The 15,187-nt window shown below is 44.2% G+C and carries 11 protein-coding genes and 1 pseudogene; 3 read left to right on the plus strand and 9 right to left on the minus strand.

Going from position 1 to position 15,187, the window contains the following annotated elements:
• The first annotated feature begins 99 nt into the window (after positions 1-99).
• Both F6K52_RS18615 and F6K52_RS18620 read left to right on the plus strand, forming a co-directional pair.
• On the plus strand, positions 100-366 hold the full coding sequence (locus tag F6K52_RS18615) for a hypothetical protein (RefSeq protein WP_293080679.1): 267 nt from the start codon (positions 100-102) through the stop codon (positions 364-366).
• A 136-nt stretch (positions 367-502) separates the two neighbouring features.
• On the plus strand, positions 503-2,254 hold the full coding sequence (locus F6K52_RS18620; protein WP_293080682.1) for an AAA family ATPase: 1,752 nt from the start codon (positions 503-505) through the stop codon (positions 2,252-2,254).
• A 216-nt stretch (positions 2,255-2,470) separates the two neighbouring features.
• Here the strand turns inward: F6K52_RS18620 and F6K52_RS18625 are convergent, their stop codons facing one another.
• Positions 2,471-3,277: a hypothetical protein gene (locus tag F6K52_RS18625; RefSeq protein ID WP_293080685.1), complete on the minus strand. Its 807-nt coding sequence runs from the start codon at positions 3,275-3,277 to the stop codon at positions 2,471-2,473.
• Between the two features lie 313 nt (positions 3,278-3,590).
• Between F6K52_RS18625 and F6K52_RS18630 the strand changes: the two genes are divergently transcribed.
• Positions 3,591-4,481, plus strand: a complete 891-nt coding sequence (locus F6K52_RS18630) for a DUF6753 family protein (protein WP_293080688.1) — start codon at positions 3,591-3,593, stop codon at positions 4,479-4,481.
• Positions 4,482-4,669: 188 nt separating this feature from the next.
• Here F6K52_RS18630 and F6K52_RS18635 read toward each other — a convergent pair whose 3' ends face one another.
• The 8 genes and pseudogenes from F6K52_RS18635 to psbD all read right to left on the minus strand — a co-directional run.
• Complete coding sequence (locus F6K52_RS18635; protein ID WP_293080691.1) at positions 4,670-6,127, minus strand: zinc ribbon domain-containing protein; 1,458 nt, start codon at positions 6,125-6,127, stop codon at positions 4,670-4,672.
• Positions 6,128-6,283: 156 nt separating this feature from the next.
• Positions 6,284-7,366, minus strand: a complete 1,083-nt coding sequence (locus F6K52_RS18640; RefSeq protein ID WP_293080695.1) for a tetratricopeptide repeat protein — start codon at positions 7,364-7,366, stop codon at positions 6,284-6,286.
• A 468-nt stretch (positions 7,367-7,834) separates the two neighbouring features.
• Positions 7,835-8,707 (minus strand): 6-carboxytetrahydropterin synthase, encoded by an 873-nt coding sequence (locus tag F6K52_RS18645; RefSeq protein WP_293080698.1) that lies wholly within the window; start codon positions 8,705-8,707, stop codon positions 7,835-7,837.
• A gap of 161 nt (positions 8,708-8,868) precedes the next feature.
• Positions 8,869-9,570 (minus strand): DnaJ domain-containing protein, encoded by a 702-nt coding sequence (locus F6K52_RS18650; RefSeq protein ID WP_293080701.1) that lies wholly within the window; start codon positions 9,568-9,570, stop codon positions 8,869-8,871.
• A gap of 131 nt (positions 9,571-9,701) precedes the next feature.
• Positions 9,702-10,652: a cysteine synthase A gene (gene cysK / locus F6K52_RS18655; RefSeq protein ID WP_293080704.1), complete on the minus strand. Its 951-nt coding sequence runs from the start codon at positions 10,650-10,652 to the stop codon at positions 9,702-9,704.
• 150 nt (positions 10,653-10,802) lie between these two features.
• Entirely contained in the window at positions 10,803-12,695 is a 1,893-nt protein-coding gene (locus tag F6K52_RS18660) for an iron uptake porin (RefSeq protein ID WP_293080707.1), read from the minus strand.
• A 755-nt stretch (positions 12,696-13,450) separates the two neighbouring features.
• A complete protein-coding gene (locus F6K52_RS18665; protein ID WP_293080710.1) occupies positions 13,451-13,732 on the minus strand; it encodes a 4a-hydroxytetrahydrobiopterin dehydratase in 282 nt (93 codons plus the stop codon).
• Between the two features lie 513 nt (positions 13,733-14,245).
• Positions 14,246-15,100 (minus strand): annotated as a pseudogene (gene psbD / locus F6K52_RS18670) (photosystem II D2 protein (photosystem q(a) protein)); the annotation flags it as partial.
• Between the last annotated feature and the right edge of the window lie 87 nt (positions 15,101-15,187).

Raw genomic sequence — 15,187 nt, forward strand, 5'->3', positions numbered from 1 at the left:
TAACTAAACTACAACTGGAGAGCAACTCCCAATGGCGATATCACAATTGCGGCTAAGGATAGACGAGGAACCATCTTTTCACAGCAGAAAGGACAATTTATGTCCCAGATGACACAACGGGATTTATCCTACTTTGAGCAAGCCTTAAAACCTTTAATGAGCCAAGCGCCACAACGACTAGTTCAGCCCTCTCGATCATCAGTGCAGTCTCTAAAATCTCAAAGCCTAGGTGCTCCTAACCCCTTTGCTCACTCCAGTCTAACAGCACTAGCTTCAAGCAATGGACAGGCTTTTGAACCGCCAGCTAAAACACCTTTCTCGGAACCGATTAATATCAAACAGAAATCAAAGGAGCTATCTTTGTAATGATTTTTGTTAACTGTTAACCCCCAATAATAAACCACCTGAACTATAGCATTTTTTATCTTATCGAAATTTTGTGTACATCATTTATTTTGAAAATGCTATAGTTTTATTTTGAATCAATAACGTTTGTTTGAGAATGAAAATACCCGAATTTGGGACATTATTAGAATGCTATAGAGCAGTATCTATAGGAATTCCGTTGATTGAAAGACACAATGTACTTAGGTGGATTTGTCAGAGTCTTACCCAGGATGGAGTATTCCTAGTTTACCTCTGGAATTTAGCTAGTCGTGGATTTCAGAAACTTGAATGGGATGGAAATTCTCAAACCTTAGAAAGTTCAATGGTTAATGTCCTAGAAGAGCGTGAGCCATTTTCACAGGTTGTTGAAGTATTGAATTTTTGTCAAGCCTATTCTGGTAAAGCCCTATTTATCTTAGAAGATTTACCGTCTTTACTCGATAGTGCTGACAGTGGGCAAACCATAACCATCAGAACCTCATTGTCTAATGTTCTCTACAACTTTGGTCTATCAAGGGATAAGTTTCTAATTCTTTTGGATACGGGGGAAAATGAGTTACCTCGAATTTTAAACTCAATTATTCCTGCTGCCGAATTTCCTTTTCCAGAGCCCAAGGAAGTCACGGCATTATTAAAAACTCATTTAGTAGAATATGGTTTGGCTGACGAGGAAACCCCTCTAGACGATAGACTAGCTCGGTCTATCGGGGGATTGACTCCGGAAGAAATTCGGATGGCAGTCAAACTGGCGGCGAAAAAAAATAAATGCGCTCCCATAGTGTCTCGCCTGTTATGCGATGGGCGTTTCGGCAAAGCCGACGCTACGCGAACGCGCAGCGTGGCCAAAGGCCTCAGCCCCGCTTTCAGCGAACGCTCTTCAGAGCGCAAGCAATTTCATATAGCAGTAAACAAAGCCCAATCTCAATCAGACCTAGCCAAGCAATTAATCAATTACAAAATTCACAGACTCAAAGGATTTGGTTTAGAGTTCCTCAAACCTGATGTTGGGGAATTTGGGGGATTAGATAAACTGAAACAAGCCTTGGAATGGGTGAAACAAGATTTTTCTGATCAAGCCAGAGCTTATGGAATTCCATTGCCCAAGGGATGGCTATTGATTGGTCCTCCAGGAACAGGAAAAACCTTTGCTGCCAAAGTTTGCGCTCAAACCTTAGGATTTCCTTTAATTAGCATGGGAGTGGATTTAGTAATTGGTAGTAGTCCAACCCATTTAAAACGACTCTTGCGTCGAGTTGAGGCCGCGAGTCCTTGTGTTTTATTTCTCGATGAATTGGACAAGTTTTTTGATTCCCAAACAAATAACACCAAACAAATTCTAGGAATTCTCTTAACCTGGTTGCAAGAGAAGACAACTCCCACATTTGTGATTGGAACTCTCAACCGATTAGATGCTTTGCCTCCAGAATTAACTCGTGCTGGCAGATTTGACAAACTTTTTTATGTCGGTTTTCCCAAAGAGATTGAGCGGTTTGAGATTTTTAAACTCCATGCTAGCCGATTTGATCCTCGTTATCGGGAGGGAAATGGACCATTAACAGAAAAACAATGGCGTCGATTATTGAGTGCAACACGAAAATGTACTGGAGCAGAAATTCGTGCCATTGTAGAATCAGCAGTGCAGCGAGTGTTCCATCAAGGTCAGAGAACTCCTTTTAAAATTGAATTGGAAAATCTATTACAGCAGCGAGAGGCAATGACTCCCTTGTATTCTCAGGATACAGAGAGAGTTTTAGCAATGGAAAATCGAGCAGAAGGGGTTTGTAAGCCTTCTTCTTCACCAGATAAATCAATTTTTGCTAGGGAAATAACTACCTTGTGGGGAGAACAATTAAATGTTAGGTCTTAAGTGATATTATCTCCGGATAATTATCATTAATACCAATCTTTAGCATCTCCCCATCCAGACTTGATATCATATCTAGTTAAGTGTAATGGGTAATGGGTAATGGGTAATTATTGTGATTACTTTTATACCATTACCCATTAACACTTAATTATTACCCATTACCAAGCAGTTTAATCAAGATATTGTTTATCTCGATTAGGTTTCAATAACTGCTTATTAAGATTTAAATTTCAGCAGAGAGTTTATCCCCAGTTTGCTGCAAGACGATAGAAGATAGACAGCTTTGGTATTGCCTTTAAGGGCAAAGTATTCCCAAATCTGAAGACAATCTCCTAAACTCATAGTTTTCATTATCCCTTGATTTTCTGTATAACAGTATCGTATCTTACCCGAAAAACCTTTTGCTTTCAATTTTTTTATTTTTCTCCTTGAATTAATAATTCCCACTAGTAAGGCAACCGATGAGCCTATAGCATCCATGGCAGCGGATAAACTAACCCGAAACTCCTGATCATCCTCTGTCTTTAATATTTCTAATTGGGATTGACCAATTGTAATCTTAGTCGGGGTTGCTTGTAGCCAATCTGAATCTTGGTTAATTAAGTTTACCCTTGGTTGGATTAATTGATTTGGCTCTCTCTCTAATTGTTCAATGAGTTGCTTTAAGGAAACTGTTTGATTTTTATCTAGGTAGGTAGGGATGATATTGTCTGAAACTAAATATTTCCAATAAGCCAGTAAGCTCTTGAGAGGATAAACAGTCAATTTTCTCTGGGAAGGAGCAGTAACCCATATTTTGGGATAGCCATTTTCTTCAATAAATTGTTGAGCTTGTCTTGGAGACTGTCTAATCGGTATAGACATTTGCCGTAAGCTAAAAACAATTTGGTTATCAAGGGTATAAGCTCCTAGGGTAACTTCCTCTAATTGAAGACAAATATGATCTACGTGGGGATAATCCAAAAAATCATCATCAATTATCTGAGGATCAGTGTGGTGAGTTTCAGCACTTAGGTGGGTCATAGCCATAAATTCCTTCTTCTAAATCCCTTGATTTAAGTAACCATTTAGCTATTGGCCGTAGGCCATGCTACTTTAGGTGTATTCAGCCTGCGCGTAGCGCGTTAGCTAACTGCTGAATGCTTACTGATTTAACGTGTTCAAGTTTTTGATTGTTTCTCTTTCTTGGTAGTACTCTCGTGGGCAGAGCAACGGATTGATTATGTACATATAACCCCTTATAGTAACGTTCCTTTTTTCAGAGAATTTTTATCGTTTCAGGATTTTAACGTCTATATGTAACAAATATTTACAATTCTTGTTATTCTCGAATTTTATGGCTATTTATAAAGAAGTAAGCAAACAAGGAATTAGGGAAATGGTAGGAAGTAATCTTTCTCAAGAAAACCTCTCCCACATCAAGCAACCTGAAAGTATGTCAGATTTAATTGACGAGAGGGATAAGACGGATTACTCTCTATTGGAAAAGCTGTTAGAAGGACGTTCGGATAGCTTTAAGGCAAAAATTTTAGATTTAGTTGTTGTGACAGAATTGGACGCTAATGACCCGCTATTCTTATTTTTGGTAGCAACGTCCAGCTTGGAAACAATCTTAGCAGATACTCCTAAATCCTTAGAGCAGTTATTCCGAAGTTGGGAAAAGGATATCCAGCAAATGATTGATGTCGTGGGGCAATCCACCATGGATATTCACCGCCAAGAAATTGCTAAAGCGAACGCTCTTCAGAGCGCGCCAAAGGCGAACGCGTCTGCCATAGAGCAATCAAAGCTAACCCTAGAATCCAAGTCAGAAAGACAGCCCTCTTCCTATCCACCCAAAGGGTCAATGGATTTTCCGCTTGTTAAGGCATCTCCAATGACAAACATTACAGCCATCTGTGGAGCTGTGGTTTTGTCATTGGTTTGTGGACTAGGAGCGGGTTGGGGGCTATCTGAGTTAAGTCAGCCAAAATTAGACCCCAATGGTTCTAGACAACTAACCCTAGACGAAGCATCTACCTTAAATTGGGCAATCAGTAAAGAGGGCAAATTAGCCAGAAATATAACCAAGTGGAATGCGGGCTATTTGGATAACTTACAGTGTCAAAAGGATGCCATAGAGGCAGGAATCCGGTTAAACTTTGGGGGCAAAAAAGCCACTAGCGGCTATTGTCTACTGTGGGTCGCCCCTCCCAGCCAGCGCAAGTATATAGAGGATCATAAGTAAGTGACCCCTATTTTATCGGTATTTTGATAGATATCAGTGTCGGTTTTGTGGGAATGGGATACTCTTAAACCGGTATTAATCGGGACAAGCCCATATTAAACGGTCAAGGTGCAATTTATTGTTGCCTGAGTGAGGAGTGGTCATGAACAACTGGAGTTAAGTCTCCCACCCATCTTTCTAGGCGTTCCTCATATCCCGATGAGGAGTTGCTTGAAAGCCTTAGTTTTGGTATGTTTACGATCAAGCCATCCAAGCTCGACTGCATCAACTAAACTAAGTCCCATTCCTTCCAAGAAACGCGCGGTACGACGCAACAATACTGCCTGAACCTCAGTCTTATTCATGTACCGAGTAATCTCGAAGTCTGTACCTCGATCAAGGATGTTTTTGGCAGCATTGTGGTCAGCCTGCAACACGACCCCATTGAATCTGGTAAAATTGTCCCCGCTCCGCAGCCCCAATAGGGTTCCGGTCACGGAGTCAATTTGCGACGTGTAACTAGGCTGGACTTCTGTCACAATCGACCCAGTCCAATTAGCCCACTTCTGCAAGGAGTCCCGCATCTGACCTTTCATCCAAGTATTTAGCTTGCGGGACATGGCCTTAGACTGGCGTTTATTTCGGATTGGTTGTGTTAAATCTTCCGCAAAAACTTTCAGCGATTCACTATTAAAAATAGACCTAGAAGCTGCTCCTATAATGGCTGTAAGTTCCGATTGATTTTGTCTGTAGCGTTTATTCTCTGTCTTTCGACCAAGATTATTCTTCAGTATTCTAGCAGATTTAGCTGGATTGAGTTCTTCTAGCTTTTGATGAAGCGCCCAGAGTTTGCCTCTATTGCGATTTTTAGCACATATTCTATCGGATTTATTAGTGCTTTCTTTCCCCAGTCCTTTCCCATGTGCCTGACCATCCGAGTCATAGAAAGCTTCCGTGTATCCCTTGTCTACGCCTATACTGCGACGTTCAGCCGGAACTTCTACGGTTCCATGGTCTACTAGAAAATGAACTTCAAATCTTTGCAAAACTTGATTGTGTCCCAACCGAATCTGTCCTTTTATTTTTCGGTTAGATCTAACAATTATTTTATTTCTTTTCCCTCTCATTAGCCCAGCTAATTCTAACTGATAAGTGTTGCGAGAAATTTGCTTACAGCTATACCCTCCTTGCTGGTAAACTATCTGATTCTTAACCCAGGAATGTCCCCGCTGAAACTCTTTCCTGACTAGTCTATGTAGGAGAGAGTTGTCCAGAAAAGCTAAAGTTTTAAGCTGTTTGCAAAGCTCTTTTCTTTTCTTATGGTTATCTTTTCCAGAGAACCGTCTGTAAATCTTCTTGATGACTGCTTCAGTGCAAGCTGCCTGTTGGGCTGTGATCGCTTTCGCTACATCACTGACCGTCCATTCCATCAACTTTGACGGCAAACCCAAAGACTCGGGGGTTCTGAAACTCCTTACTTCTGGGTACGCCTTTTTCCAGTCGAGTCCCCAGTGACTTATACTGCCTAGCTTGTTGTAGGACTCAGACCTGACTATGCCCAATTTCTTCATCGTGGACGACAACTCAAGTTCAACCGACTCAGTCATCTCCACTACAGGAACAATCTGGGTTGATATTCTCTTTGTTACTCCTACTTTTTTTGGCATTGTCAGGTCTGAATCCTATCCTTTAATGATACTCTAGCGCTAGTAAAATATAATGTCCATTTTATGGTATTAAATACCGATTTATCCCTATTTTAAGGGGTTTGATTGCTAGGCTAATAGGTACGAGGCTTATCCCCACCAGAACTACCATTCCGATTAGGGATTAGTCACTGCTAAATTTTTATGATGGTACTCCATAGCTTTGGTGTAGTTTCCTTGAGAGTAATAAGCAGCTTTCAGACTAGCTATGGCTTTTTTTGCTGCCTTCCGGTCACCGATGGCTTGGGCAATACTCAAGCGTTGTTCATAGTATTCAACCGCTTGCCCATAATTGTCTAAGGCATCATAAGCCTTTCCCAAGCGACCTAAGGCTTGTTGTTCTAGACGGCGATTACCTATTTGTTGAGCTTTAAGCAATTGCTGCTGAATATAGTAAATCCCTTGAATATAATCTCCTAGTGCCAAGCAAGCATTACCCAGCTTGCCCAGAATCTGTCCTTGTAGGGGACGATCACCCATCTGCTGTGCGATCGCAAAACGCTGCTCGTAATAGTCAATAGCTTGAGCATAATCACCGATGGAGTAGCAGGAGTTACTGAGATTTCTCAGAATTCGCTCCTCCAGCTCAGGTAACTCAAGAGTCTGGGCAACATAGAGGCTCTGTTGCTGGCAAGCCATTGCTCGGGGCAAATCTCCTAGTGCCTTATGGGCCAATCCTAGATTATTCAAGGCAGTCACCTCTCCCAGTGGGTCTTGGAGTTGCCGCATAATAGTTAGGCTTTTTTGACCATAGTCAATGGCCTTGAGGTGATTTCCTTGGTGACGGTAGGCATTTCCCAAAATTCCCAAAACCTGACCCTCAAGACGCTGGTCTTTGATGTCTTTTGCGATCGCAAGACTTTTGTTACTATATTTTATGGCTTGTGGAAAGTTGTCCAAGGAATAAGCAGTCAGGGCCATACCACTTAGAGCTTTTCCTTGACCTCGTCTATTTGCCAATTGCGCATACATTGCTAGTGCCTCTTGGAACGAGTGTCTTGCTGCGGAGAATTGACATCGCTGGTGCTGCTCAATCCCTTTCTCTAAAAGTTGAGCAGCTTCACCCGTGCGAGGGAACCGCGCAAGGTCATTAACATTATCTGGAATGTTGTTTGGTAATGTAGGAACGAAAGTTTGGCGTGCTGCCTCTGCTAGACGCTCCCTATATTGGCTGTCATCAGACGGCAACCGGCTCTCCATTCCTATTGCCTCTTACGGATCATCAAGAGTTTTGTAGTTTTCTAAGTTTGCGCAATCGAGTAAAATCCTTTGCCATATATTCCCTTGTTTTGAATTGCTCAAGGTCGTATCTCATCCTTTGAGTGAGATACCACGGGGCAAAATACTAGGATATAAAGGCTTTTGGATTTAGCGCAGCTCGACCTAACAGTACGAGTGCGGGTACTTGACTACCATGATAACCGCATCAATGCTGGTTACGGCAACTTTACCCATATCATAACAAATGATATACTAACTCTAACTTATGGATGATTTAATCTCAGCAAATAAAAATCCCTAAATAAAAATCCCTAGGTCAGCATTCAGCCTAGGGCTAATGGGCTTAGGGCATACTACCCTTGCCAGCTATTGAAAGCAGGCCACCGCGCATCAAACATTTTAGGTGGGGACTCGGCTAAACTTTATAATTCAACTAAATCTGTTCAACTACATAACAGTCAGCAGAGTTTCTGTAGATGATGTTGCTGCTGACTTGGTAGTCTCTGGTGTGCAGTAGACTTCGCAAGAGTTATTGGGACTTTCACTCAATTTCACCTTATGAAGTTGGACATCCAATTCTTGAATTGGTTGTTGCAACAACTGACAAATATAGATAGCAATATTTTCGGAAGTAGTAACAACCCGGGCAAAGTATGGAATGTCTTTATTGAGGAAAGTATGGTCAAAAGCTTCCAGCACATACTCATCCACGACTTGCTGCAAGGAGCCTAGATCAACAATCATACCAGTGCGCGGATCCATTTCACCCTTAACCGTCACTTCTATGTGATAGTTATGTCCATGTCCGTTGGGACGAGCACACTTACCGTAAATCTGGTAGTTTTCCTCGTCACTGAGGTCAGGATGAGCTAGTCGGTGAGCAGCGCTAAAGTGGTTACTGATAGTCAGATATACTTCCATACCGTTTCCTTGATAGTCAGCCCAGAGTTTTGGATGTTCAAATAGCTGAATCTTCACTAGTGGTAGATAGGTAACCAAGCGTTGCCAAATTACTCGTGCTATGTTTTCGGTAGTAGGTAAGGTTTGCTGAAATTCTGACCAAACCTCATTGAGATAAGCGTAGTCAAGTTGGCTGGTGACCTCTTTTTGGATTACCCTTTTGACTTTAGACAAGTTTTCCACCATGCCATACTTATTCAACTGAGCAGTCAGGGAAACAAACAGAACGTAGTTGTGTCCGTGTCCAGGAAATCTGCTCCCCAAACCAAACCGCTGAATGTTCTCAGCTTCAGTCAGTTCTGGTAACCAGTATCGGTGGCTGGCTGAAAACTCAGCACGGCGCTGAATGACGAATTCCATGTCAAGTTAGGTAAACTAGACTTATGTTCAGCATAAACTAATTTGGATTAGTGGTCGTTGGTTATTAGTGATTAATGATTAGTCATTAATCAAGTCCCTTTTGCATGAAAGCCAAGATTGCTCATTATTTGGTAAGCGAGAATTATCCTATTGCTTACCCATTACCAAAAATCTTTAACTGTGTGTTTAGCTTCCCAGAGCAGATGGGAAGCTATTCTGAACAGTTCTTGACCTGTGTGTAGGTGGTAGTCGTCGTAGTTAAGGGTAAACAGCTTTAATTCTTCTATCCCATCTGCTAACTGATTAAGACAGTAGTAGAGGTTAGCAGCAGAACTGGCAACGGTGGCAGGATTAGGTTGAGAATGAAACAGGCTCTGAGCTTGATGGAGATGATCACCACACTCTTCCAGATAAGCTTCAAACTCTGCCATGAGTTCATCATCAAACGGGTCAGCGGAGAGTTCATCGAGTTGAGCCTCTAGAGGCTCAAGGATATGAGTAATCCGGTGGTTTACAGGTTGATAAATTTGCTGCAACCAGTACCCTAGCTGGGCATCAGTCTTTTTTCTCTTTTGCCGATGATGCTGGTAATGTCTTTGGGCATGAGCTGTTCGCTGTTGTCGATTCTGATGCTCTAATGAATCCTGAAAGTAATTCCTCTTTTGGTCATAGGAACGCCGTCGCTCAGGGTTACTGAGTACCTCATAGGCAGCATTAACTTGGATAATTTTTTCGGTATCAGCGGTGGGGCTGTTGCTATCTGGATGAAAGCGCTTGGCTAGCCGTCGGTAGGCTTGTTTAATTTCTAGGGTCGTAGCGTGGGGATGAACATCCAGAGTCTGGTAGTGATTCGAGTCTGACATGGGCGACACTAAACCTACTTAAACCGGCAGCGATAGTATAATTGAGGTACCAATTACGCTCAATCCTTTATTTGTAAGATTTCCAGAGGTTTTAGGATAACTAGTAAACCAAAGCGCCTTGCCCCATAACACTAATCAGTGGTGGCTGTCGGCTCTTGGAACAAGGGAGTGCTTAGGTACCGTTCCCCAAAACTCGGTTGAATCATGACAATCAGAGAACCCTCATTTTCTGGACGTTTGGCAACTTGAATCGCCGCTGATAGTATGGCTCCAGTGGAAATGCCGGAAAGAATTCCTTCTTCACGGGCTAAACGACGACCGTATGCGATCGCATCATCATCCGTAACTTTAATCACCTCGTCAAGAAGTTCAACCTTGAGTACTTCTGGAATAAAACCCGCACCGATACCCTGAATTTTGTGAGGTCCTGGAGACCCTCCAGAAAGTACAGAACTACCAGCTGGTTCAACTGCGATCGCTTTAAAACTGGGCTTACGTTTTTTGATCGCTTCAGCTGCACCAGTAATTGTACCACCCGTACCAACTCCAGCCACCAGGAAATCCACCTGTCCTTCCGTATCCTGCCAAATTTCTTCAGCGGTGGTACAGTGGTGAATTTTTGGGTTAGCTGGATTACGAAACTGTTGCAGCATATAGGCATTGGATGTAGTTTCTACAATTTCCTGAGCTCGCCTAATACAGCCACCCATGCCTTCACTACCTGGTGTCAGTTCCAACTGAGCACCATAAGCTCGCAACATAGCCCGTCGCTCGATGCTCATTGTCTCTGGCATGGTTAGGATCAGTTGGTAACCCTTGGCTGCCGCTGCCATTGCTAGAGCAATACCTGTGTTTCCCGACGTCGGTTCCACCAAAATAGTTTTGCCGGGGGTAATCCACTCATTCTGCTCCGCTGTGTTGATCATGCTAACACCAATCCGGTCTTTAACAGACGAAGATGGATTCATTCCCTCTAGCTTGGCTACAATTCTAGCGACACAGCCTTCTGCTTGAGGAATACGGTTCAATTGTACTAGAGGTGTCCGACCAACCAATTCTGTAATATTTGGAGCAATTCGCATAACTGTTGGGAATAATGAAGTGATTAGTTGCTATCCATCATCCTAGTATTTTTTGACACTCCCACCCGTTCAAACAAAAATCCCCGCCTAGGGGCAGGGAAAAGTCAACTAACTAATGCTTAATACTAATTGGGCAATTAGCCAGGGTCTTTAGAAGGTGAATGTGGTTCTGATGGTACCAATCACAGCATCATCATTATCATCACTCTGCTCTGGATTAATCACCCAGATCACACCAGGAGTGATAGAGATATTATCGGATAGCTGATACTTGTAGAAACCTTCGATGTGAATGGGGGTCTCAATCTCATTCAAATCCGAATAGGGAACTGCACCACCAAAGAAACCTAACACACTACCTTCTTTTCCAAAATCGGGGAAGGCTAAACCACCGCCATAACTCCAAATTTCTCCACCACCTTCACCAATGACAATCACATCGGTGTAGTTGAAAAATCCACTAAAGGAAATCTTGTCGGTGAGGCGAAACGCTAATTCTGCTCCGTAGGAGTTGGTTACCTTGTCAGCTGAATCATTTAGACGACTAGCAAGAAGTGCTTCTTGATTCAAGTTGGCAGCACGGGTACCTACGATACCATCTGTTCCAGCGCCTTTGCTGAATATGGCACTATCCTCTTTATGGAAACCATGGACGTAAGTAAAGCCCACACCAATCCGGTCGTTGACGTTGAAGTTCAACTGACCCAAGGCAGAATAGTCACCATTGAACAGACCTGCCCCTTCATCAGGATCTGACGCATTGCCAGCTAGGTAACCCAGTGTGATAGTACTTGGTCCAATCACGCTCTCTAGTAAACCAAGTTGGAAGCTAACCCCTAAACCAGCACCACCACCAATCCGATAGATGGGGTTTTGTTGAGAAAACGTGGATAGAGAGCCACTACCACCATCGAAGTCTTGGAAATAGGGATTGAGTGTAGGAACGTAATCATCATGCCGACCACCAAAGGCAGCAATGTAAGTTGATACTTGACCAAACGGACCAATAGGAATGTCACCGTAATAGGCTAACCAGTCAACCCCTATATCGTTCCCGTCACCAGTACCATCAATCTCAGTGTTAAAGGTCTGTACGAGTTCTGGGGCAATGTCACCCCCCTGTGTAAAGGCATTCAGGTTACCAGCACTCAGACGAGTTACCAAACTGTCTTCACCGGTGAAGCTGGTGTCGAGAACTAAACGAACCCGGTCACCAAAGACAACTTGGTTATTGTCATCTTCCCCAAAATCACCAAAGTTATTGGTCAGGGCGAATATCACTTCCCCTTCCAGTTTCGTAGTAGTGGAGAATTGGTGATCCTCTAGGAATGCGACTCGACCTTCGAGGTTATCGACCCGTGCTCCGAGGGTAGCCAGTTCTGCCTCAAACTCTTGAATCAGCCGTTGCAGCGTTTCTAAGTCTTCACGGGTAATAAAGTCAGCAGTACTAGCAGCAATTAAACGCTCAATTTGGTTCAAACAAGCGTTCAAGCCAGCCGCAAATTCATAACGGGTGGTAGCACGGTTGCCACGGAATGTGCGGTTTGGGTAACCAGCGATACAACCGTAGCGCTCTACCAGACTACGCAGAGCTTCATAAGCCCAGTCTCCAGGGGAAACATCCCGCAGTTGGGAAACGCTAGTTACCTGATCTTGGCTGTTACTACCTTCTTTACCGTAGCGTTGAATTTGATTTAACAGCTGGCTGTTATCTGATGCTGAGGGTACGGCTTGGGCTATTTTTGTTTCCGCCTCCGGTACGTCTACCTTAGGAACTAGGGTTGATGTTCCCTCACCCAAGGTAGAGCCCATCTTGGTGGAAAAAACTGCCGTATCCTTTAATTCTGGGGCAGTGGGGGCTGCAGCGTTCGCAAGTGTCTTTACTGGGACAGCTTGACGTGGGGCAGCTTCTGTGGTAATTTTACTCTCAGCCGTTAACGAGTTGGCATTGTTGGCTGCCTGTACCTGATTGGTACCAAAGGCGAGAGCAGCACCCACTACAGCAGGACTTATCAGTAGGGACTTCAACAGTAGTTTAGACATCTTCTCTTAATCCTCACACCTTTACAATTATTGTATTGAACTTTCCCCCGGATCAATCACGGAGGATTGTGACATACTCCCGACGCTGCTAAACACGCGACAGCGCGGGCTTCTTACCAGTAGCAGCTACTGCTATCGGGCTTTGCCCGACGCGGGGCGCGTATCGGCTTTCGCCGACGCTGCGCGAACGGTTACAAGGCCGTAGGCCACGCGGGGCGCGTATCGGCTTTCGCCGACGCTGCGCGAACGGTAAGCTTTACTAACGACACGGGATGCCCCTCCGCACCGGAACAATACAAAAAAGTTCTATTTACTTTGTACTGCTGGAATTTTACCCATCCACAGATAACTCAAACTATCAAGTTTTTTCTGAAGGTCACCCCATAATATTCGGTGGTTGTCAAGGTTCAGGCGTGTAGGTGGCGGTTAGCTCTTAATTTGTTTTTCCCTACTATCCCTAGTACATCGCATCATGAAGCTCTGTTCCGACCCTTGCCCCGCGCTCCATCCCTACACTTACGCTATACGGTAAAGTACAGGATTTCTCGCGGTTTCGATAAGAATCAGCGCCCGCAGCGATGAAACCTATTAACCTATTACAGGAACAATTTATTAGAGGAACAATTCTTATACTATAGCCTTTATGGACAAAGTGCTACACCAACTTTTTTGCCAATGCCTGTGAATGAACTTCTCCTGGGGAGTGGGTCTATTGCTAAAGCAATGGTCACTTATTTAGAGTTATTTAAAGGATATTAACCCAGCTCTGAAATAACTTGCGCTAGGTCAAAATCTTTTGAGGTTAAGCCACCACTATCATGAGTGGTTAGAGTAATTGTTACCTGATTGTAGGAAATCTCTAGGTCAGGATGGTGTTCTGCAACTTCAGATGGTTCAACAAGTTTATTCACAAACGCGATCGCTTCTACAAAACCCTTAAATGTCTTTTTACTACGCAGGGTTTTCCCTTCCACACTCCAGTCTTTTAGCTGACTCGCCTTGGCTTGAATTTCTGCATCGCTGAGTAGTTGATCCATGATTTTTAGATGCACTGCTTAAACAATCCCATACAAAAAACTATCCGCTCTCACGGCTAGTGTTTTGGCTAATCCATAACACGTGGTGTGAGAGCGGTCTAGCGGGTCTTCTGATTGAAACCAGGCTGCCGAGAGGAACTCTTAGGTAGCCCTGCCGAAGCAGTCATATAGATTCTCCGTAGAGAATCCAGATAACTCCTAGAGAACAGCCCCGGCGCACAGCCGGCTAACTCCAACCAGATGACCCATTATTTTACTACTATCTTCCATGGGCATCACCTCCTTTAATCCCTAAGCGGTTTTTTGTACCTTTCCAGGATTATTACCTTTCCTTACAATAACAGAGTATCGTTCAAATGGCAACCTCTGCAAACTAGCAGAATGATAAATTCGCCTGTCTATTGCTCAGAGGGTTCCAGTTTTCTGTTTCTATAACTGCTCAAAGCCCCACCTTCTGGCGGGGCTTTGAGCAAATCCAAGCGATAACCTTAATTCGGGATAAGCCTTGGAGTCTTACAGAGCGTTACCACGAGGCAGTACTTCCTCAGGGAACTCAAAGTTTTGGTGAGGTTGGTCTGCTGGAGCCATCCAAGCCCGGAGACCCTCGTTCAGCAAAATGTTCTTAGTGTAGAAGGTTTCAAATTCTGGATCTTCTGCTGCCCGGATTTCCTGGGACACGAAGTCATAGGCTCGCAGGTTCAATGCTAAACCTACAATTCCTACTGCACTCATCCACAAGCCAGTTACTGGCACAAACAACATGAAGAAGTGTAACCAGCGCTTGTTAGAGAAAGCAATACCGAAGATTTGAGACCAGAAGCGGTTAGCAGTGACCATAGAGTAGGTCTCTTCCGCTTGAGTCGGGTTGAACGCCCGGAAGGTGTTGGCTTTGTCTCCATCCTGGAACAGGGTATTTTCCACCGTTGCCCCATGAATGGCACATAGCAGAGCACCACCGAGTACCCCGGCTACGCCCATCATGTGGAAGGGATTCAGTGTCCAGTTGTGGAAGCCTTGCAGGAACAGGATGAAACGGAAGATACCCGCTACTCCGAAGCTAGGACCAAAGAACCAGCCCGACTGTCCCAAGGGGTACATCAGGAACACGCTGACAAATACTGCAATCGGCGCACTGAAGGCGATCGCGTTGTAGGGTCTGATGCCTACTAGACGCGCAATTTCAAATTGCCGCAGCATGAACCCAATTAGACCAAACGCTCCGTGGAATGCCACAAAGCTCCACAACCCTCCTAGTTGGAACCAGCGGGTCAAGTCTCCTTGAGCTTCTGGACCCCACAACAGCAGCAGGGAATGTCCCAGACTGTTAGGGGGAGATGACACTGCTACGGTCAGGAAGTTGCAGATCTGGCCGGTGGATCGCGAAGCCGGCCTGCTGGTCGGCGAGGAGAGCTACACCGGCGCGGACGGCTTCGCGGGCATCGCCGACCGGAAGCA

The organism is Moorena sp. SIO3H5, from assembly GCF_010692395.1.
In the GTDB taxonomy this organism is placed as follows: Bacteria; Cyanobacteriota; Cyanobacteriia; order Cyanobacteriales; family Coleofasciculaceae; genus Moorena.

What these genes read in the sequence shown, in the direction of transcription:
- F6K52_RS18615 (WP_293080679.1), top strand. Translation starts at nt 100, where the DNA reads ATGTCCCAGATGACACAACGGGATTTATCCTACTTTGAGCAAGCCTTA.
- F6K52_RS18620 (WP_293080682.1), top strand. Translation starts at nt 503, where the DNA reads ATGAAAATACCCGAATTTGGGACATTATTAGAATGCTATAGAGCAGTA.
- F6K52_RS18625 (WP_293080685.1), bottom strand. Translation starts at nt 3,277, where the DNA reads ATGACCCACCTAAGTGCTGAAACTCACCACACTGATCCTCAGATAATT.
- F6K52_RS18630 (WP_293080688.1), top strand. Translation starts at nt 3,591, where the DNA reads ATGGCTATTTATAAAGAAGTAAGCAAACAAGGAATTAGGGAAATGGTA.
- F6K52_RS18635 (WP_293080691.1), bottom strand. Translation starts at nt 6,127, where the DNA reads ATGCCAAAAAAAGTAGGAGTAACAAAGAGAATATCAACCCAGATTGTT.
- F6K52_RS18640 (WP_293080695.1), bottom strand. Translation starts at nt 7,366, where the DNA reads ATGGAGAGCCGGTTGCCGTCTGATGACAGCCAATATAGGGAGCGTCTA.
- F6K52_RS18645 (WP_293080698.1), bottom strand. Translation starts at nt 8,707, where the DNA reads ATGGAATTCGTCATTCAGCGCCGTGCTGAGTTTTCAGCCAGCCACCGA.
- F6K52_RS18650 (WP_293080701.1), bottom strand. Translation starts at nt 9,570, where the DNA reads ATGTCAGACTCGAATCACTACCAGACTCTGGATGTTCATCCCCACGCT.
- cysK (WP_293080704.1), bottom strand. Translation starts at nt 10,652, where the DNA reads ATGCGAATTGCTCCAAATATTACAGAATTGGTTGGTCGGACACCTCTA.
- F6K52_RS18660 (WP_293080707.1), bottom strand. Translation starts at nt 12,695, where the DNA reads ATGTCTAAACTACTGTTGAAGTCCCTACTGATAAGTCCTGCTGTAGTG.
- F6K52_RS18665 (WP_293080710.1), bottom strand. Translation starts at nt 13,732, where the DNA reads ATGGATCAACTACTCAGCGATGCAGAAATTCAAGCCAAGGCGAGTCAG.